The organism is Lysinibacillus sp. FJAT-14745, from assembly GCF_001275675.1.
Taxonomy (GTDB): Bacteria; Bacillota; Bacilli; order Bacillales_A; family Planococcaceae; genus Lysinibacillus.
Map to the genome: position 1 here is coordinate 51,287 of NZ_LITM01000016.1, position 18,861 is coordinate 70,147.

The 18,861-nt window shown below is 37.7% G+C and carries 17 protein-coding genes; 6 read left to right on the top strand and 11 right to left on the bottom strand.

Going from position 1 to position 18,861, the window contains the following annotated elements:
• Nucleotides 1-90: 90 nt before the first annotated feature.
• The 3 genes from AMS59_RS21560 to serA all read right to left on the bottom strand — a co-directional run bounded on the left by AMS59_RS21560 (nucleotide 91) and on the right by serA (nucleotide 3,489).
• Nucleotides 91-1,020, bottom strand: a complete 930-nt coding sequence (locus AMS59_RS21560; RefSeq protein WP_053485758.1) for a hypothetical protein — start codon at nucleotides 1,018-1,020, stop codon at nucleotides 91-93.
• Nucleotides 1,007-1,504 carry an RNA polymerase sigma factor gene (locus AMS59_RS21565; protein WP_053485759.1) on the bottom strand — a complete coding sequence of 166 codons (498 nt, stop codon included), beginning with the start codon at nucleotides 1,502-1,504 and terminating at the stop codon, nucleotides 1,007-1,009. The genes AMS59_RS21560 and AMS59_RS21565 overlap by 14 nt, the downstream gene beginning before the upstream one ends.
• A 371-nt stretch (nucleotides 1,505-1,875) precedes the next feature.
• A complete protein-coding gene (serA, locus tag AMS59_RS21570; protein WP_053485760.1) occupies nucleotides 1,876-3,489 on the bottom strand; it encodes a phosphoglycerate dehydrogenase in 1,614 nt (537 codons plus the stop codon).
• Nucleotides 3,490-4,291: 802 nt separating this feature from the next.
• Between serA and AMS59_RS21575 the strand changes: the two genes are divergently transcribed.
• Complete coding sequence (locus AMS59_RS21575; RefSeq protein ID WP_053485761.1) at nucleotides 4,292-5,944, top strand: FAD-binding dehydrogenase; 1,653 nt, start codon at nucleotides 4,292-4,294, stop codon at nucleotides 5,942-5,944.
• Nucleotides 5,945-6,294: 350 nt separating this feature from the next.
• Here AMS59_RS21575 and AMS59_RS21580 read toward each other — a convergent pair whose 3' ends face one another.
• Complete coding sequence (locus AMS59_RS21580; RefSeq protein ID WP_053485762.1) at nucleotides 6,295-7,266, bottom strand: rhodanese-related sulfurtransferase; 972 nt, start codon at nucleotides 7,264-7,266, stop codon at nucleotides 6,295-6,297.
• A gap of 139 nt (nucleotides 7,267-7,405) precedes the next feature.
• On the opposite strand from AMS59_RS21580, the gene AMS59_RS21585 reads away from it, so the two are divergent.
• Complete coding sequence (locus AMS59_RS21585) at nucleotides 7,406-8,188, top strand: enoyl-CoA hydratase (protein ID WP_053485763.1); 783 nt, start codon at nucleotides 7,406-7,408, stop codon at nucleotides 8,186-8,188.
• Nucleotides 8,189-8,334: 146 nt separating this feature from the next.
• Here AMS59_RS21585 and AMS59_RS21590 read toward each other — a convergent pair whose 3' ends face one another.
• Nucleotides 8,335-8,520 (bottom strand): YhzD family protein, encoded by a 186-nt coding sequence (locus AMS59_RS21590; RefSeq protein ID WP_053485764.1) that lies wholly within the window; start codon nucleotides 8,518-8,520, stop codon nucleotides 8,335-8,337.
• A gap of 751 nt (nucleotides 8,521-9,271) precedes the next feature.
• On the opposite strand from AMS59_RS21590, the gene AMS59_RS21595 reads away from it, so the two are divergent.
• Genes AMS59_RS21595 through yhaM form a run of 3 tightly spaced genes read left to right on the top strand, consistent with a single transcriptional unit; the run spans nucleotide 9,272 to nucleotide 14,315 of the window.
• Nucleotides 9,272-10,486, top strand: a complete 1,215-nt coding sequence (locus AMS59_RS21595; protein WP_053485765.1) for a DNA repair exonuclease — start codon at nucleotides 9,272-9,274, stop codon at nucleotides 10,484-10,486.
• A 5-nt stretch (nucleotides 10,487-10,491) separates the two neighbouring features.
• Complete coding sequence (locus AMS59_RS21600) at nucleotides 10,492-13,383, top strand: AAA family ATPase (protein ID WP_053485766.1); 2,892 nt, start codon at nucleotides 10,492-10,494, stop codon at nucleotides 13,381-13,383.
• Nucleotides 13,380-14,315, top strand: a complete 936-nt coding sequence (yhaM, locus tag AMS59_RS21605) for a 3'-5' exoribonuclease YhaM (protein ID WP_053485767.1) — start codon at nucleotides 13,380-13,382, stop codon at nucleotides 14,313-14,315. Before AMS59_RS21600 ends, yhaM begins: the two co-directional genes overlap by 4 nt.
• Nucleotides 14,316-14,550: 235 nt before the next feature.
• Here yhaM and AMS59_RS21610 read toward each other — a convergent pair whose 3' ends face one another.
• Entirely contained in the window at nucleotides 14,551-15,525 is a 975-nt protein-coding gene (locus tag AMS59_RS21610; protein WP_053485768.1) for a peptidylprolyl isomerase, read from the bottom strand.
• Nucleotides 15,526-15,669: 144 nt separating this feature from the next.
• On the opposite strand from AMS59_RS21610, the gene AMS59_RS24545 reads away from it, so the two are divergent.
• Nucleotides 15,670-15,774, top strand: a complete 105-nt coding sequence (locus tag AMS59_RS24545) for a YjcZ family sporulation protein (protein ID WP_082337661.1) — start codon at nucleotides 15,670-15,672, stop codon at nucleotides 15,772-15,774.
• A 174-nt stretch (nucleotides 15,775-15,948) separates the two neighbouring features.
• On the opposite strand, the gene AMS59_RS21615 is transcribed toward AMS59_RS24545, so the two are convergent.
• From AMS59_RS21615 to AMS59_RS21635, 5 genes are all read right to left on the bottom strand, one after another.
• Entirely contained in the window at nucleotides 15,949-16,134 is a 186-nt protein-coding gene (locus AMS59_RS21615) for a hypothetical protein (protein ID WP_049668928.1), read from the bottom strand.
• A gap of 70 nt (nucleotides 16,135-16,204) precedes the next feature.
• Nucleotides 16,205-16,750 carry a DUF3267 domain-containing protein gene (locus AMS59_RS21620; RefSeq protein ID WP_053485769.1) on the bottom strand — a complete coding sequence of 182 codons (546 nt, stop codon included), beginning with the start codon at nucleotides 16,748-16,750 and terminating at the stop codon, nucleotides 16,205-16,207.
• Nucleotides 16,751-16,935: 185 nt separating this feature from the next.
• Complete coding sequence (locus tag AMS59_RS21625; protein WP_053485770.1) at nucleotides 16,936-17,496, bottom strand: HTH-type transcriptional regulator Hpr; 561 nt, start codon at nucleotides 17,494-17,496, stop codon at nucleotides 16,936-16,938.
• A gap of 155 nt (nucleotides 17,497-17,651) precedes the next feature.
• The gene (locus tag AMS59_RS21630; RefSeq protein WP_053485771.1) at nucleotides 17,652-18,047 is read right to left on the bottom strand and encodes a YtxH domain-containing protein; all 396 of its coding nucleotides are present in this window, start codon (nucleotides 18,045-18,047) and stop codon (nucleotides 17,652-17,654) included.
• Between the two features lie 161 nt (nucleotides 18,048-18,208).
• On the bottom strand, nucleotides 18,209-18,739 hold the full coding sequence (locus tag AMS59_RS21635) for a tryptophan transporter (RefSeq protein WP_053485772.1): 531 nt from the start codon (nucleotides 18,737-18,739) through the stop codon (nucleotides 18,209-18,211).
• Nucleotides 18,740-18,861: the final 122 nt, after the last annotated feature.

Genomic DNA, 18,861 nt, shown 5'->3' on the forward strand with positions numbered 1-18,861 from the left:
ATTGGCAAAGTGGTAACGAAAAAATCCTTTTATCGCTCAATAATAAACTTATTTTTTCCTAATCAACACGCCTGGTCCAATAACTTATTGCTAGTAATGTATATAATTTGTAAGGTATAGCAATGAAAAAGCTATTGCAATACATAGTTGAACAACGGCACTTGCTACTAGGTAACCTCGGGGCTCACCTGCTTTTTTACGATAATAAATTTGCATAATAGAGTAGAGCGTAAATAAGCTGTATATAATCGTAGCGTGTATGGAATGCATCAGTAAATAAATTGCGTATAAAATACCTGCAAACAAGACTAACATGATAGCGTTAGCGATAGCATGTTCAACTGTAGCCGCAACAAAACGTCGTTCAATATGAGGCATTCTTTTTTTTGCAAGCCATAGTGTTACATGACTAAGTGATATAAAGATATACATAAAAATGAACTTGGTTAATTGTTTATCATCAAAGTAATACATTAGTGAATCAAATGCATTGTCGAATTGAATTGCTTGTTCTGTTACGACATTAAGGAAAATATCATTATTAAGCACCTTCCATTTCTCGTGAGTACCATCAGAATAGACAATCAACACATCATGAGGTGAGTTACTGTTAGCTTCCCACTGCTGAGCGGTTAATGAAATTGAAGGTGCATGTTCCATTTGTTCTTGTAGCTGACTTAAAAGTTGCTTATTTGTATAGCATTCCTGAGGTACATAAAGGCATGAAGCTTTTGCGATGAACGTTTCTTTGTTTTCATTACTGTGTACATAGACTTTTGCAATTGTTTTGTTTGTATCTGTTGTTAGTGGAGAGTTAGTCGGCCCTTGGATAAAGGACAAAATTAAAATAGAAAGAACTATGATAAATAGCAAAGATACTGCAGGCAATTTCCAAGACCTTTTAATTGGTCGTTTTTCTATTGTAGTAGGTGTAGTAATATTGAGCAGTATTTTTTCCTGCTGCTGCTTAGTTAATCTGAGATCGCGTAAATGTTGCCAGGATTCTTCATTGTTCTTCATCAAATTCACCTCCAAGCTGCTTTTTTAATGCAACAAGTGCACGTTTTAATGTGTTTTTTACTTTTCCTTCATTCCAGCCTAGAACATCACAAGTTTCCTGAATGGATAAACCCTCGATTTTACGTAAAATAATGACATCTCGATAAGTGAGCTTAAGTCTACTAATGGCAAGATAAAGCGTCTTTGCATCTTCTCGCTGGATGAGCCATTGGTGTGGTGATGTTGGTTCAAGCTCTTCATGTTTGTTTAAAAACGGTACAAATTGAATAAGTCTTTTCCGGCGGTAATGATCGTAAGCTAGATTACGTGCAGTACTCCTAAGCCAAGCGAGCTCTGCACCTTCTTTGATTGTCTGCTGATATTTTAAATAGCGGGCAAATGTCTCCTGTGTGAAATCCTCCGCTAATTTCTCATCATTGAGTAAGTAGTATAAGTATTTAAAAATGGTTTGATTATGTAAGTAAAACAGCTCTTCAATCGTCAAAATGTGCACCTCCTTTATCTTAAAGACGAGTGACTTTCTGAAAAGTATCATTTTACCAAAAAAAAGCTTCTCATTAAAAATTAGGTATGGCATTGTTGAAACGTATACTATGTATATAAGTTGATTGGAGTGAAGGCTGGGCGACTCCTTGGGGATCATCGGACGCCCCCAGGAAGCTCTGCTCTGTGCGAAAGCGAAGCGACAGCAACAATGTTTTATCTGTGCGAAAGCGTAGCGACAGCAACAACAAATGTTTTCTGTAGCGAAAGCAAAGCGCCCAGTCGGAACGGAAATCAACCCTACGTTAAGATGATAATCTCAAAAATAAAAAAGCAGAGAGTATTTGTACTCCCTGCTTATAAATCAATATATTATAGGTTAATCGCTTTTACTTCATCAATATTTTCAAGCTGTGCAACGAATGTTAGATCTTCTTCTGTTACAGCGTTGTCGATTGTTAGCATCATGACAGCTGTACCGCCAACTTGTGCACGACCAACTTGCATTGTTGCGATGTTTACTTCTTTTTCTGCTAGCTTTGTTGCTACGCGACCGATTGCACCTGGTTTGTCAGTATTTTTAATGTAAAGAAGGTGACCTTGTGGAATAACGTCAACAACATAGTCTTCTACTTTAACAATACGTGCACCTAAACCATTTAATAATGTACCAGCAACTGTGTGTGTTTCGTTCACTGTTTTAATTTCAATCGTAATTAAGCTTGTGAAACCTTTAGCAGTTGTTGTTTTATGCTCATTAATTTTCATGCCGATACGTTCAGATAGGTAGCGAGCGTTTACGTCATTAACATGATTACCGTGGTTTTTAGATAATAAGCCTTTTAACGCGTTTGACGTTAATGGACGAACATCATAATTTGCTACTTCACCAGCATAAGATAAGTTGATTTCTTTTACAGGCTCAGTTGTAAGCTGAGATAAGAATGAACCTAGTTTTTCAGCTAATTCAAAGAATGGCTCGACTTGTGCAAGCAACTCTTTTGGAATAGATGGCATGTTCACTGGGTTAGTTACAGTACCTGTTTTATAGAATTTAATGATGTCGTTTGAAACGTCAACAGCTACAGACTCTTGTGCTTCAATTGTAGATGCACCTAAGTGAGGTGTTGCGATTACTTGTGGTAAAGTAAGTAGCTTGTGATCTGTTGCAGGCTCAGTTACGAATACGTCAAGAGCAGCACCTGCTACTTTACCTTCTACGATTGCATCGTATAAATCATCCTCATTGATAATACCGCCACGTGCACAGTTAATGATACGCACGCCATCTTTCATCATAGCGAATTTTTCTTTGTTAATAAGGTTGCGTGTTTCAGGAAGAAGTGGTGTGTGTACTGTAATGAAATCTGCAGCTGCACAAATTTCTTCAACTGTTGATTTTGTTACCCCTAACTCTTTAGCGCGTTCATCTGTTAGGAATGGATCGTATGCCATAACGTTCATACGTTGACCTTTTGCACGATAAGCAACTTCAACACCGATACGACCGAAGCCTACAACACCTAGCGTTTTATTTTTAAGCTCAACGCCAACATAAGATTTACGATCCCATTTACCATTTTTAAGTGTATTGAATGCTTGTGGGATGTGACGAGCAAGTGAAGTCATCATGGCAATAGTGTGCTCAGCAGCAGAGTTCGTGTTACCGTCTGGTGCATTTACAACGATAATGCCATGTTCAGTTGCAGCAGTTAGATCGATGTTGTCTACACCTACACCTGCACGTCCGATAAGCTTTAAGTTTTTAGCTGCTTCGATTACTTCGCGTGTTACCGTTGTTTGAGAACGTACTAGTAAAACATCTACATCCGCAATTTTTGCGATTAATTCTTCTGGTGCAAGACCAGTATCGACAATGATATTTAAGTCTAAATCTTGTTCTTGTCGTAGTGGGAAAATACCATCTTCACTTAGTGGGTCAGCGATAAATACGTTAATTGTTTTTGTTTTTGTTGCAGTAGTCATTTGTAATTAGCTCCTTTTAAAAAAAATTGTTAGTGTTCTTTATATACGAAACAGTCAGAATTTTGTAAAACCAGTACATCTTACAGCATACAAACAATCTCCTTTCTGATAATGAGAACAATATAAAAAGCCTTCCGCGCCTTACAAACACAAAGATTGTGTTGTAAGGGGCGAAAGGCTGAATAAACTTTGGTTCGCGGTACCACCCTTAATCACTGCTTGAAAGATTTCTTGCAGTCTTAGCTATATGCGTAACGTGCATGTGACGGATAAGCTTACTTTGGGAGTGTTCGGCTTATCTATTCAGGAGTGGAACTATTATCGTAGAAATCGCTGATTTACACCAACCATCAGCTCTCTTTAGATTTTCTTGCGACTAGCATGTCTCCGTCGTTATATTTTCGTGTGATTAAATTTGTTACCATCATAATCCCTATTGTTCACCTTTGTCAACAATATTTCTGAAAAAGATTAAAAAACGTGACTTCAAAAGTCCGAAAAATACCCAAACACGAATATTATCGTGTTTTATATTTCGTATTGTTCGTCTTTTTGGGAAGGACAATGAAAGCGCTACCGATAGATGTTAAGTCAGATTACATGGGCATTCAACAAATATTTGAGGGCGAAAATTATACGGGAATGCATTGGTATTAAATGGATAATATAAATACGAACTTTCGTTGTTTAGTGGAGGAAAGCGAACGTTTTTTTCTTGTCACATTTTCGTCAAATTTAGAAGGTGAATGATCCCTTAGAGAAGAATGTAAGTAATGAAAGATTGATTTTTAGGGGGTATAGAATGATGTATGATGTAGCAATTGTCGGTGCAGGACTGGCAGGATTAGTAGCTGCCTGTGAGTTAGCGGATGCAAAGAAAAAAATTGTTTTAGTAGATCAAGAACCTGAAAATTCAATGGGAGGACAGGCATTCTGGTCCTTTGGCGGTATCTTTTTAGTGAATTCACCCGAGCAAAGAAGGCTCGGTATTAAGGATAGTAAAGAGCTTGCATGGCAAGATTGGCAAGGAACGGCTGGCTTCGATCGCTTGGAGGATGAAGATTCGTGGGCGTATAAATGGGCCAAGGCTTATGTAGATTTTGCAGCTGGTGAAAAATATAGATGGTTAAAGTCTATGAGGATTAAGTTTTTTCCAGTCGTCGGTTGGGCAGAGCGTGGGGGATCATTAGCAGGCGGCCACGGTAATTCGGTACCTAGATTTCATGTTGTTTGGGGAACTGGGCCAGGGATTGTAAAGCCGTTTGCTGAAAAAGTGAAAAAGGCCATAAAGGATGGTTATATAGATTTTAAACCAAGACAGCGTGTAGATGAGTTTATTCTACAAGATGGAAGAATAACAGGGATTAGTGGAACAGTTTTGGCTCAAAGCTATGCAAATCGTGGTGAAAAAAGCTCAAGGCTGGGCATTGGAGAATTTTCTTATGAAGCTGAAGCGGTTATTGTGGCTAGCGGTGGAATAGGTGCAAATTTTGATTTAATCAGAAAAAATTGGCCAGCGCGACTTGGTTCACCACCTAAAAATATGGTCAGTGGTGTACCTGCTTATGTAGATGGAAGAATGTTAGAAATTACTGAGCATGCGGGAGGACGTATCGTTAATCGAGACCGCATGTGGCATTATACAGAAGGCTTGAAAAATTGGGACCCTATTTGGCCAAATCACGGCATTCGAATTTTACCAGGCCCTTCGTCATTATGGTTTGATGCAGAAGGCAATCGATTTGGAGCACCAAATTTTCCTGGTTTTGATACGTTAAGCACATTAGAGGCAATTCAAAAAACAGGTTATGATTACTCGTGGTTTATTTTAACTGAAAAAATTATTGAAAAAGAATTTGCATTATCAGGCTCTGAGCAAAATCCTGATTTAACAAATAAAAGTATTAGTGATGTTCTAAAACGTGTTTTGCCAGGAGCACCGGGTCCAATTCAGGCATTTAAAAATCATGGTGAGGATTTTGTGATTGCTAATGATTTAAAGGAGTTAGTCGAAGGAATGAACAAGTTGGCTGGCAATGACCTACTTGATTTTATCAAAATAAAAGAGCAAATTTTAGCAAGGGATCGCGAAATGGACAATAAATTTACAAAGGACTTACAGGTTAATGCTATTCATGGTGCAAGAAACTATGTTGGTGATAAATTTGTGCGCGTTGCGAAGCCCCATAAAATATTAGATCCCCAAAATTGGCCACTTATTGCGGTACGCTTAAATATTTTAACGCGTAAAACATTAGGAGGCTTACAGACAAATTTGAATGGTGCTGTGTTAGGAATAGACGGTCAACCTGTACCGGGTTTATTTGCAGCTGGAGAAGTTAGTGGTTTTGGTGGTGGTGGTGTACACGGTTACCGTGCTTTAGAAGGGACATTTGTTGGTGGGTGTTTATTTAGTGGTCGACAGGTAGGGCGTTACTTGGCAAAAAGAGAATGAAGAAAAATTTAAGTGAGATTTAGCAAGCTCTAGTGAGAGAGGAAACGCTCGGGTCCCGAGGAAAATCGCTCGGGTAAGCCGAAAAAGTGATCGGGTCCCGAGGAAAATCGCTCGGGTAGGCCGGGAAAGTGATCGGGTCCCGAGGAAAATCGCTCGGGTAGGCCGGAAAAGTGATCGGGTCCCGCGGAAAATCGCTCGGGTAGGCCTAGAAAGTGATCGGGTCCCCTAGAAAATCGCTCAGGTACCAAAAATATCTGCTCAGGTAAACGCGCAATCGCTCGCCCTTTACAGACAAGGAAGAGTAACTCGAAAAAAAGAGCATCACCAAAAATGGATGATGCTCTCTTTTCTTATAAAGAAGGATTTTGAAGTTCAGCGATTTTAGCGATTTGTTCCTCAATCTGCTCTTTTGTCCAACCATTCTCTTCAACAAAGAAGTTGCGTTCTGCGCGGCGGCATTCGTCTGAACAGCTACGCATATAGAAGGACTCATGCTTTTCCTCGCAAAGCATTAATTTATGGCATTCAGGATTTGCGCAGTTTGTATAACGTTCTGTCGGTTCACCAGTGAAGAAATCCTTGCCGACAATAACATGCTCAACCTGATTAATCGGTACACTACGGCGTCGATCAAAGACAAACATTTGTCCATCCCATAGTTGACCTTTTACCTCAGGGTCTTTAGCATACGTGGCAATTCCACCGTGTAACTGACCAACACTTTCTCCATAGCCTTCACGTTTTAACCAGCCAGAGAATTTTTCACAGCGAATACCACCTGTGCAGTAAGTCAAAATTTTCTTATCAGCAAAATCTTCTTTATGAGCTTCCATCCAAGCAGGTAGGTCACGGAAGTTTTCAATATCTGGACGCACGGCACCACGGAAATGTCCAAGGTCATATTCATAATCATTACGTGCATCAATAACTACTGTATTGTCCTCCTGCATACGTTCCATAAATTCTTTTGGTGATAAATAATCTCCTGTTATTTCTAAAGGATTAATATCATCGTTCAAACCAAGATGTACAATCTCTCGACGAGGGCGCACATGCATTTTTTTAAAGGCATGCCCTTCAACTTCATCAATTTTCCACATAATATCGCTAAAACGAGGGTCTGCTTTCATATGTTTCATGTATGCATCAGTTTGCTCGACTGTACCTGAAACCGTTCCATTAATGCCCTCATATCCAACTAAAATTCGACCAAGAAGTCCGATTTCTTGACAAACTGCTAAATGTTCCTCTGCGAATGCTACAGGGTCTTCAATAGCTATATATTTATAATAAAGTAATACACGATAGTCTTGCTGTGTCACAATCATTAACCACCTTTTAAATCGATATTCGACCTTAAATATAGCATATCAAGTGCTATTTTGCGTAGGATAGAAGGAGTTTTCTAAAAAAACGCGAATAGTACATAGTGAATGACTATTCATATTTGGGGGTGTTGGGATGGAATTTTCAACGATTACATTAGAAAAATTAGAACGCCGTGCAACATTAACTTTAAATCGACCACATGCCATGAATGCTATGGACGGTATGATGATGCGTGAACTAGCGGAATGCTTTGAGGCACTGCAGCAAGAACAAGACATACAAGTTCTCGTTATTCGTGGGGAAGGAAAAGTCTTTTCAGCAGGTGGCGATATTAAAGCGATGATGGATCCAGATAAGCCACTTGATATTAATGAGGCAATGGTTTATTTAACACGTATTGTCAAAGCATATTATCAGTTACCGATGATCGTCATTGCAGCAGTTCATGGAGCATCAGCTGGATTAGGCTTTAGTCTAGCGCTAGGGGCAGACATAGTTGTGGCATGTGAAAATAGTAAGCTTGCTATGAATTTCATAGGCATAGGGCTCATCCCTGATGGTGGCGGTCATTTCTTTATGAAGGAACGTGTGGGTACTGTCAAAGCTAAACAAATGATTTGGGAAGGTAAAGTATTAACTGCATCGGAAGCACATGATGAAGGGTTAATTGACTACGTTGCACCAGATGGAACTGTTTTTGCAATTACGGACCAACTAGTTGGAAAAATGCTTGCTTCTCCAATTGCATCGATGATTACGACTAAAAAAATTCTACATGCTCAAAATTTACCGCAATTAGAGAGTATTTTATCAATGGAAGCAGAGGGGCAAGCGGCGATGCGTAAAACGGCCGATCATTTAGAGGGAATCCATGCGTTTGTAGAGAAAAGAGCACCTGCCTTTGTAGGAAAATGAAGGAACTCAGTCTAAGAACGCCACGTCCTGTGGCAACGACTGAGTGACCAACATCATGCCGCTGACGCTACGCTTTCGCGCAAAAAACATCTGTTGGTCTAAAAGGCACGTAGTAAAGTTTACTACGTGCCTTTTATTAGCCATGTTTAGACATGGAATAAAATTAATTTACCTGAGGAGTTCACAAGGCGATGAGTTTTGTTGGCAACACCTTTTTCTTCGATTTGTTGTAGACCGTTGATTTTTGCAGCCTCATCGTTTTCGAATTTCCATGTTTCATCAAACAAAGTTTCCCCAGTTTTTTCAAAAGCTGTAAAACGATAATTCTCCATACAAACCCCACCCTTTACTTAAATATATATCTATTATACATAGAAGGTTTATAAACTTCACGGTAAAACTAGCGAATATTTCGATAAATTATGAAAGTTGTGGAAAATTTAAGGCAATACTATTCATGAACATTCTTTGAATACATTTCTCAACAAGCGTGAAGTATGATAAAATAGAACAAATATTCGGTTCTAGCGTGATTCACGAATGTCTCATTAGAGAAATGAGACGAATAGCAGTTAGTAAATTATTGAAGTAGCAATTCTAATGTACTGAATTAATGACTGCATTACGAGTGATGAAAGAATGACGACAAGGTATAGATTATTGAACTTCTTTCAGCAAATGAATGTGAATTTAAGTTACTTTTCAGTAGGTGTTCAAACACAGCTGAAAAAGAGGAACTCAGTCTAAGAACGCCACGTCCTGTGGCAACGACTGAGTGACCAACATCATGTTGGCCTAAAGCCTCCGGCGGATGTCACGGAATCGGAAAGGAGTTCAATATAGGATGTTAGCCTAAAATCATCGCATCCATGCGATAACGGCAAACTGACCTGCATCGGTAAAAACGCCACGTCCTGTGGCATTACCGAAATGACCGACATCGTGTTGGCCCTCGGTAAAAACGCCACGTCCTGTGGCATTACCGAAATGACCGACGTCGTGTCGGCCCTCGGCAGGCCTAAGCACAAAGCCGATTCTGGACGCAATTATGCCGAGGAATAATTGATTATTTGAGGTGATTGGATGTCAGCAATTCGTTTTTTCCATATGGCGGATTTACATTTAGATAGTCCATTTAAGGGCTTATTTGGTTTACCAGAGCAAAACTTTAAAAAGATTCGAACAAGTACTTTTGAAGCTTTTGATAAAATTATTCAAAAAGCTATTCAGGAGAAACCTGATTTTTTACTGATTGTCGGTGATATATATGATGGTGAAAATCGTAGCTTACAGGCACAAAGACGATTTCAAGAAGCAATGGAGAAACTCTTTCAGCATAATATCCCGGTCATTTTAAGCTATGGTAATCACGATCACTTAAATGGTGCTTGGACACGCTTTGCTTTACCGAGCAACGTTTATGAATTACCAGCTGAAACAAGTGTTGTGCAACTAAAAATACGTGGTCAGCAAGTTAATATTTATGGTTTCAGCTATAGTGACCGTCATATAACGAAATCAATGATTGATAGTTATCCTGTTGCACAGGACCAGCATGTTATTCATATTGGTATGCTTCATGGTAGTGAGGCTAGCGATACCTCGCATGCTGTTTATGCCCCTTTCACAAAAGATCAACTTCTTGAAAAAAACTATCATTACTGGGCTTTAGGACATATTCATAAACGTCAACTTTTACATCAAAATCCACCGATTGTTTATCCCGGCAATATTCAAAGCCGACATCGGAAAGAGCAGGGAATAAAGGGCTTCTATGACGTAACCTTGTCACAAACCTCAACTGACCTGGAATTTGTGCCGACATCTACTGTTGTTTATAACAAGGTAGAGGTGGATTGTACGAATGTGTTTCATGCAAATGAACTACTAAAAAAATGTGAAGAAGTACTAATGCTTAATCGCGGGGAGTATGGGGCATCTGTTATTGAACTCCATTTAAAAAATATAGATGAACAATCACAATCTTTATTTGAACATGCTACAGTTGATGCATGGTTAGAAACTATTCGAGAAGCCGAGGATGGGATTGAACCGATGTGCTGGGTACAAAAGCTCGTGTTACATCAATCGGCAATATTGTATGAGCATACTGCTGCGACTGAATCGGTGATGAATTTAATGGAGCAATGGGATATTTCTGAATGGAAGGATATTTTAAAGGAATTGTACCAACATGCTGGTGGTGCAAGACTGATTGAACCTTTAACAGAACAGGACATTAAAAATTTAATGCACAACGCGCAAGAATTATTAGCAGAAGAAATTCAAAGGGCGTGAATAACATGCTAACGATACAAAAAATCCAAATTTATGGCTTTGGCAAGCATGAAAATATCACCATTACTTTACATGAAGGTGTTACCATTTTTTATGGTATGAATGAAGCGGGTAAAACGACCATTCAACAGTTTATTTTACAAATGCTTTTCGGATTTCCTACGAGGCAGCAGACACAACGTAAATATGAGCCGAAAGTATCGACTAAATTCGGTGGTCAGCTTACGATTTGGCATCCAACGTATGGGCAATGCTCGATAGAACGTATTAAAGGCAAGGCAGCTGGAGATGTCACAGTTTATCTAGAAGACGGAACAATGGGGCATGAGGAGCTGTTAGCAAAACTATTATATGGTTATTCAAAAGCCTCCTTTGAGTCCATTTTCTCCTTTTCATTACATGAGCTACAGGGCATTGAAAAAATGTCAGAGGAAGAGTTAACACATTTGTTGCTTGCCTCTGGGACAACAGGGATTCAACAGCTATCGTCTGTAGAAAAGAAATTGGACAAAGATGCTAGTGAGCTTTTTAAAAAAGCCGGCAAAGTGCCACTTATTAATCAAAAATTGGAGCATTTAAAAAGGCTGGAACGCACCATTAAACAAGAGCAAGGTAATATTCAGACCTTTGAGGATAAATTATTACAATTACAAAAGCTCGATCAAAGGCTAGAGGGGTTATATAGTCAGCAAAAAACACAGCAGCAACATTGGCAGCAGCTCACAATTCTTAAGCAGGCTATGCCACTTATCAAACAGCAAAAAGTTTTCGAACAGGCGCAAAAAAGCTATGAACATGTTCAGTTTCCACCAGAAGGGATTCGACGTTATGAGCAATTAAAAGATCGGCTTATGCATGAAACACTACAAATGGAGCAGCTGAAGGAGCAGTATCAGGCACTACAACATAAGCTACAATTAACAATGGACGAGCAAGCTATTACTGAAATGGCTCGTCTTGTGAATAAGGAAGCAACATGGAATCAGTTAGTTGTTAAGGAACAGAACTTAATGGATGAGCTGTATTTAATCGAGCAAGAAATAGAAGCTCAGTTCCGTTTATTAGGTGTTCAGGAAAAAACAGCGCAGGATATTTTGCTTGAAGAAACAGTATCATTACAGCAAGAGGAACAATTCCAACAACAGTTAAGCCTATTAGAAGAAGCAGAAGACGAGCTGAAATTTCATTTGCGTTCGTTGGAGCAACTACATGCAGAATTAGATACAATCGCTCAACTGAAACAACAGCTTCAACAGGAGTCATTATCTACAGAGGAAGAACATATTTTAGCAGAGTGGCCTCAACGTAAGCGAAAGCTTGAACAATTGCGTTTTGGAAGGTCACAACGCTCGAAACAACAACAACCAAGTGTTTTTATATTTATTGTGTTAGCCATAAGTGTACTTTCGTTTATCTATGGTGTTATGGAAAAGAATATAGCTGTAATCGTTGTAGGAGTGGTTATGTCACTGATCATAATTTTATATTTGAAATTTGCTAGACAAGCACATGAAGCGCCGAGTAAACAACAGAATCAGCAAATACGTGAGTTAGAGCAGGAGGAAAATATGGCTCAAGCCATCCTGCTAAAAAAACAAAAACTTGAAGATCGCTGGTTACATGTAAATGAGCAACAACAAGAAAAAGAACGTCAATATGTGAAACTTGAATATAAAATTCAGCGGGCTGAGCAGGTCAATGAAGAGACCACTCAGTCGCTTCAACATTTTTTAGGACGCTATCGGCTAGAGGGGAATATACCGAAAACATTATTACCAGAGCTGTTTATGCGCATTCGTGGTGCTCAAGAATTGGCAGCCAAAAAGAAGAGCACATTTACGCTGCTACAAACAGTACAAACGGAGAAAATCGAGCTCCTAGAACAAGCACAGCGAGTCTTAAAGGCAGAGTATAGTGAGCAAGAAATCTTTATGCATGTTCGTAATACATTTCTTACTTTACAGCAGGAGCAACAGATATCCCAACAAGCAAAAGAGCAGTTGACTAGCCTTCAGACCAAAATTCAAGGAGTGCAATCATATATAGACAGCTATGAGTCTGAAATTACTCAGTTATTTAAGGCCGCGAATGTTCAATCAGAGAAGGTTTATTATGAAACTCATGAACAATTTGAGCAACAACAAAAAATAACAACAGAACTTCAAGCCATTCAGAGTCAGCTAGCCTCGCTGAATGTAGACAACGAACAGACATTGATAGATGAGGAACAGTTTAATGAAAAACTACTTACTTTAGAAGAAGAGCGGGGCGTAATGCAGGTTGCAATAGATCATTGCTTAGAACAACGCGCGACACTACAAATTCAAAAGGAGAATCTTCTAAATGACGAGAAATATGGTCAGTTGCTTCAACAGTTTGAAGAAGAGAAATCAGTGTTGCAACAGCTCATAGGACAATGGGCTACGAAAAAGGCATTGGCTACTGCGATTCATGAAACATTGTTCCGCCTAAGAGAAGAAAAACTACCATATGTTTTGACAGAGGTTAATGCAATATTTAATTTGTTAACAGGTGGACGTTACGATAAGCTTTTCATTAATGATGAAGGCTATTTTGTTACACAGGATGTTTCTGGAATACGTTATCAAATGGCGGAATTATCACAGGCAACGAAGGAGCAAGCTTATATTTCGTTGCGCATGGCATTAGCAAAAACGCTTACAACTTCTGCTCCATTTCCATTTATTATGGACGATCCTTTTGTCCATTTTGATCGAAACCGTACAGACAAAATGGTACAATTAATGAAAGAAGTAGGATATGAACGTCAAATTTTATATTTTACTTGCCATGACGTGATGCTCGAACATTGGCAGAAAGAGCAAATTGTCGATGTAGGAGTACTAGCAAATGAAAGGGGAGTGGCGTCAACATGAAGGGTATTACGACGCTCCAGGTTGGAGAATCAGTTGATCAATTTTTATTAATTAAACAGGCGATAAAAGGGGTTACTACAGTTGGAAAGCCATTTATGTCACTGTTATTACAAGATAAAAGTGGAGATATTGAGGCAAAGCTATGGGATACAAATGAAGAGCATGAAAAAATGTATCACGCTGAGGCGATTGTCCGTGTAGGTGGAGAAATTCATGACTACCGCGGCAAAAATCAACTGCGTATAAAATCAATCCGTGTAGCAAAACCAGAGGAGGGAATTGCAATTAATGATTTAGTTCCTTCCTCAGCAACTCCAAAAGAAGAATTATATGAAGAATTGACGCAATTTTTCTTTGATATTAAAAATCCGAATATATCACGAATTACACGTGCAACTATTAAAAAACATCAGGATGCTATTTTAGTATATCCAGCTGCAACGAAAAATCATCATGATTATGCGTCTGGTCTATTGGATCATATGGTGTCAATGTTAAGACTCGGAAAAGCAATTGCTGATTTATATCCTACATTAAATCGAGATCTGTTATATGCAGGGATTATTCTGCATGATATCGGCAAGGTAGTTGAGCTATCAGGGCCAGTTGCAACAATGTATACTGTTGAAGGAAATTTACTCGGTCATATTACTATTATGGTCAATGAAATTGCCAAAATTGCTAGTGAACTAGAAATCGAGGGCGAGGAAGTCATGCTATTGCAACATATGGTGCTATCTCATCACGGTAAAGAAGAATGGGGCAGCCCGAAAAAACCGATGATTCAAGAAGCGGAAATCTTGCATTATATTGATAATATTGATGCAAAGATGAATATGCTAACACGAGCATTAGGCAAAACTGCGCCAGGTGAATTTACTGAGCGACTATTCCCACTTGATAATCGATCGTTTTATAAGCCGACTATTTAGTAAATGTGAAAAAGATGTAAGCTTTATCCCTTAAATCAAAAAATGAAATAGCATGTAAAAAGAAAGAGGATTCATTTTGACAAAAATTTATTCAAAATGAATCCTCTTCTTTTGCATTACATACGTGTTTTTAAGATACTTTTGATCAATATTATTTCAAAGCGGCAATATAGAAAAGGGATACGCCTGTATAAGCGTATCCCTTCTTCATATAGTAAAATAACAACTGTTTAGATTATTTCTTTTCAGTATCTTTAGCTTTGTCGTCTTTACTTTCTTTATTAGCTTTTTCTTCAGCTTTTTTAGCTGCTTCTTCAGCAGCTTTAGCTTGCTCTTCACTTGTTGTTGTAAGGGCCTTGATAGCTGGTTCTAATTCTTTATCAGATGTTTTTACATCAGCATCTTTAGCCATTTTTGCAACGATATCTTTAAGAACTTGTTGTTCTTGACCTGTTTGCACTAATTTTTGTAGCATTTGTGAACGGATGTTTGCTTCTTCGTCTTTGAATGAGCCAACACCTTTTACATCACGCTTGTCCGTAACTTCAATAACGTGGTAACCAAAGTTTGTTTTAACTGGTTCACTTAATGTATTTACAGGAAGGGCATAAGCAGCATCATTAAATTCATCTACCATTGCACCAACAGAGAACCAACCAAGCTCTCCACCTTTTTGAGCAGAGCCAGTATCAGTTGAGTATTCTTTTGCTACATCTGCAAATTTAGCGCCGCCTTTGATTTTGGCAATAACTTCTTTAGCTGTTTTCTCATCTGCTACTAAAATATGACGAGCATTTAACTCTGTTTTCATTTGCTCATAATGTTTTTTTACATCTTTTTCTGTAAATGCTTTATCTTTTAAAGCCTTTTCTGAAAGAAGCTGAATACGTAAAGCATCTTTATAGCCTTCCTCAGTCAAGCCGTTCTGAGCAAGTGTTTCGGCAAAGTTAGCACCGAATTGTGAAGCAGTTGCGTCATATGCTTCTTTGATTTCTTTATCTGATACTTTATATTTGTCCGCTAATACTTTTTCAGTCAACATTTGTTCAAGTATCTTAGAACCTGCTAAAGATTTTGATGTTTTGTTAAAGTCAGCAACTGTAATGTCGCCCACTTTTGAAGTTGCAATCGTTTTGTTGTCCCCTCCGCTACAAGCACCAAGCGCTAATACCGAAGCAGCTAATGTTAAAGATAAAACTGTCTTTTTCATAGTGGATATTCTCTCCTTACAATGGTTTCGTCCATTTTTTACTATAACATAAACGTTTTAAAAACAAAATGGTTCCCCCTTGAGTATAGCCTATATTTCAAATTTTCAAGCGCATAGGATATAGAAAAGAAAGGGGGTGAAGTTATGAGCAGCGGAGGATACGGTGGCGGTGGCTACGGCTCAGGCTTTGCTTTATTAGTTGTGTTATTTATTTTATTAATTATTGTTGGTGCAGCGTTCCTATACTAATTAATAAAAATGGCGAAAAGCTAAGGGTTTAACGTCCTTAGCTTTTCTTTACAATGTAAGCATTCGCGCAGTATGCTTGAGATCACGTCCGCAATAATATGATTGGTCAGGCTGAGTTGTCACATAAGGTGTACAATTTATCTCTATACGTGCGAGATGCACTTTTCTTTTTAACTATACTGCATATAAAACTTCAATATAAAATGAGACAAGTAAAATTGTAATAAGTATATTTATAGTTCGGAATACTTTTGGTTGTTTTTCTTCGGGAATCTCACGTCGCATGCACAGCGCATAAGTCATGCGGTTTATTTGAAATAAATAGAATACCGAGAATAGAACTACAATCATTAAAAGCAAGTCTATTCCTCCCCTCTTTCAGTATTATTAGCATAACAAAAAACGTCAATAAAACACAAGTACAAGCAATTTAGTGAACAGTAGGCGGCACTAAAATTTCATAACCTTTAGGCGTCTCCTCAATCTGGGAGTCTTTAGGTGAATTCAATAAATATTTCACATATAGAATATCAATTACACATAGACTACAATGGTAAGCTAAAAGTAACGTACCATAATGGGTATACGCAGGGAATAGTAGTGTACCTAATAAAATGCTTGTATTTAAAACAATAAATGGTGTGAGTAAAGCTAAAACATAACGATTTTTCGATAAAGGTTCACGGATACGCATGTGTAGAACCGGAATAACATAAAATTGAGTACGCACACGCAATTTTAAATGTTGACGTAAATCATACAATGCTAGAAAGTGTAAGCATTTATGGATTGGATAGATTGCAAATATAGTAATAACAAATAACCAAAACAACTGATCATTATAGTGCTCGTCATTAAATAAATTTAATGTCACATAGGAAAGAGAAAAGACAGTAAAAAAAACAAATATAGACATGATCATAATACGCGTTGTTCCGTAATGATGTTCAAGATTTAATATTTTCCAACAATGCATGTTTATCAACTCCGTAATATGAATGGTCCTATTTAATGTAAATTGATTTATGTTAGATTGCAAGAAAAAGGAGGTATCTCAGAAAAATTTCTGAAGTACCTCTTTTAGCATGATTTTATAAGCTACTACGGCCATTAAGTTATAGTTTACGAACAACTGACCCTAAATGCCTAATAGTTTCACTTTCATCCTTTTACAGCTGAACGTTCTTCTATCGTGTCAAAGGAATCACGGAAGTGCTGGAAGGAACGTTCAAAAATGTCGATGAAGTCCTCTCCATAGATATTACGAATAACAGCCATAACATCTAAAAATTCTGGGAAGCGGCCGTATAGGTCTTTTAAAGCTAGTGAGCCTTCTAGCACAGAATGATACGTATTATGATAATTACTATTCATTTCAACAATAAGTTCTGTACCTGCTTCTGTTAACTCAACGTACGTATTACGCTTGTCGTCATCTCTCTTTGAAAACTTAAGGAATCCACGCTCTTCTAATTTCTTTGAAAAATTAAATGCTGTGGAAACGTGCATAACCCCGAATTTTGCCACATCAGAAATTGAAGCCCCTTTTAAATGATACGAAATCCATAAAATATGATGTTCATTAATATTTAAATCGTAGGGTTTAATCCATTGCTGCCAATCTTTTTCAACTGCTTTCCATAAGGCTTTTGATAATTGCGCAATTCTTTGACTATAAAGCATCGCTTCTTTTTGAGTGTATAAGTCCTCTGACAAAGCCATCACCTACTGCTTTCTTTAACATTTTAAAAATATTATAGCAATAAAGGAAAAAAGTTTAAAGTTAGAAAAATTAAAAAATTGAAAAGTGGCTAAAAAATAATATTATAGAGATTGAATTTGATGAAAATATGATTTTTTATCAGTGTGCAAGGACTTTAGTCGCCAATTTTTTCTTGCGGTTTTTTCTTTTTTTCTGTAAATTGTGCAACGTTTTTCTCGATTTCGCTTAATGAATTCTGTAATGCTTCTATTTCTTGTTGTAAGTTATTTTTTGATGGTTCGATTTCTTCAGTAAATGTAGTAATAGTTTGTTTTAAATCATTTATTATTAGTGGTATATTATTTTTTATTTCATTTGTGAGTGAATCAACGGATTGTTTAACTGTGCCTGCTTGCTGTTTTACATCTAAAAGCTTGTCCTTTGTGCTTGCAGTATTTGCTCGCAAATTGGCACGTAATTGTTGTCCTGATTGAGGAGTTGAAAAAAGTACAGCGATTGTACCACCGACAATCCCAGCTGTCAGTCCAAATAAAAATGGTTTTGCTTTCATATTGAATACCTCATTTCTGTAATGATCATTGTTACTTACTATTAAACCATGAAAAGCACATTTACAAAAAGAAAAAAGAAACTAAACGAGTGATTTTGTATCACGGTTTAGTTTCCTTTGAGATAAACGTGCATTTTCTAAACTTATGCACCTTTTAGAAGTTAAATTGAAATAGCTGTTTGGAATTTAGAACGTTTGACTAATTTTGCAACTATAGGATAAATAATTGCAAAAGCAATAACATTAAATGCTACAGCAGGTAATACAACGCCTACAAACAGAACAGCGAATGTTGCACCAACATTTGCATTGAATACAAAAAGTGCCACTGCTAAAAAGACAATTCCAGATAAAATTGTTCCTAAACCAACTAAGACAGCAGATACTGCGAAATTGCTTGCCAATTTTTTCAATATCATGAAGGCAGCTAAAAAGACAAAGCCTGTTACTGCTTTATCGATCATATTTGGAACAAGGCCAGCTGGAAACGTTGTAAATAATCCTGAAAGTACACCTGTTGCTAAAGAAAGTAAGAACGTTTCTTTAATAGTAGGGAACAATAAAATGCCAATAAACATCATCGTTAGCATGAAATCAGGCTTCATGCCGTTTACCATACCTGGTGTGACCACATAAAGGGTAGCACCAACACCAACTAAAAGTGCCATTAATACTAAATTCTTTGTATTCATTTCTAATCTCTCCTCGACTATGCTAATCTTTTTTGTCTCCTAACGTGTCCTCATGACCGTTAGCGAAACTTATTTGTGATTGTACGCTATAAATTTGAAAATTGCAATAGACAATTCTGATA

What these genes read in the sequence shown, in the direction of transcription:
- AMS59_RS24545 (WP_082337661.1), top strand. Translation starts at nt 15,670, where the DNA reads ATGAGCAGCGGAGGATACGGTGGCGGTGGCTACGGCTCAGGCTTTGCT.
- AMS59_RS21625 (WP_053485770.1), bottom strand. Translation starts at nt 17,496, where the DNA reads ATGGCTTTGTCAGAGGACTTATACACTCAAAAAGAAGCGATGCTTTAT.
- AMS59_RS21590 (WP_053485764.1), bottom strand. Translation starts at nt 8,520, where the DNA reads ATGGAGAATTATCGTTTTACAGCTTTTGAAAAAACTGGGGAAACTTTG.
- AMS59_RS21595 (WP_053485765.1), top strand. Translation starts at nt 9,272, where the DNA reads ATGTCAGCAATTCGTTTTTTCCATATGGCGGATTTACATTTAGATAGT.
- AMS59_RS21560 (WP_053485758.1), bottom strand. Translation starts at nt 1,020, where the DNA reads ATGAAGAACAATGAAGAATCCTGGCAACATTTACGCGATCTCAGATTA.
- AMS59_RS21600 (WP_053485766.1), top strand. Translation starts at nt 10,492, where the DNA reads ATGCTAACGATACAAAAAATCCAAATTTATGGCTTTGGCAAGCATGAA.
- AMS59_RS21635 (WP_053485772.1), bottom strand. Translation starts at nt 18,739, where the DNA reads ATGAATACAAAGAATTTAGTATTAATGGCACTTTTAGTTGGTGTTGGT.
- serA (WP_053485760.1), bottom strand. Translation starts at nt 3,489, where the DNA reads ATGACTACTGCAACAAAAACAAAAACAATTAACGTATTTATCGCTGAC.
- AMS59_RS21575 (WP_053485761.1), top strand. Translation starts at nt 4,292, where the DNA reads ATGATGTATGATGTAGCAATTGTCGGTGCAGGACTGGCAGGATTAGTA.
- AMS59_RS21610 (WP_053485768.1), bottom strand. Translation starts at nt 15,525, where the DNA reads ATGAAAAAGACAGTTTTATCTTTAACATTAGCTGCTTCGGTATTAGCG.
- yhaM (WP_053485767.1), top strand. Translation starts at nt 13,380, where the DNA reads ATGAAGGGTATTACGACGCTCCAGGTTGGAGAATCAGTTGATCAATTT.
- AMS59_RS21620 (WP_053485769.1), bottom strand. Translation starts at nt 16,750, where the DNA reads ATGCATTGTTGGAAAATATTAAATCTTGAACATCATTACGGAACAACG.
- AMS59_RS21630 (WP_053485771.1), bottom strand. Translation starts at nt 18,047, where the DNA reads ATGAAAGCAAAACCATTTTTATTTGGACTGACAGCTGGGATTGTCGGT.
- AMS59_RS21585 (WP_053485763.1), top strand. Translation starts at nt 7,406, where the DNA reads ATGGAATTTTCAACGATTACATTAGAAAAATTAGAACGCCGTGCAACA.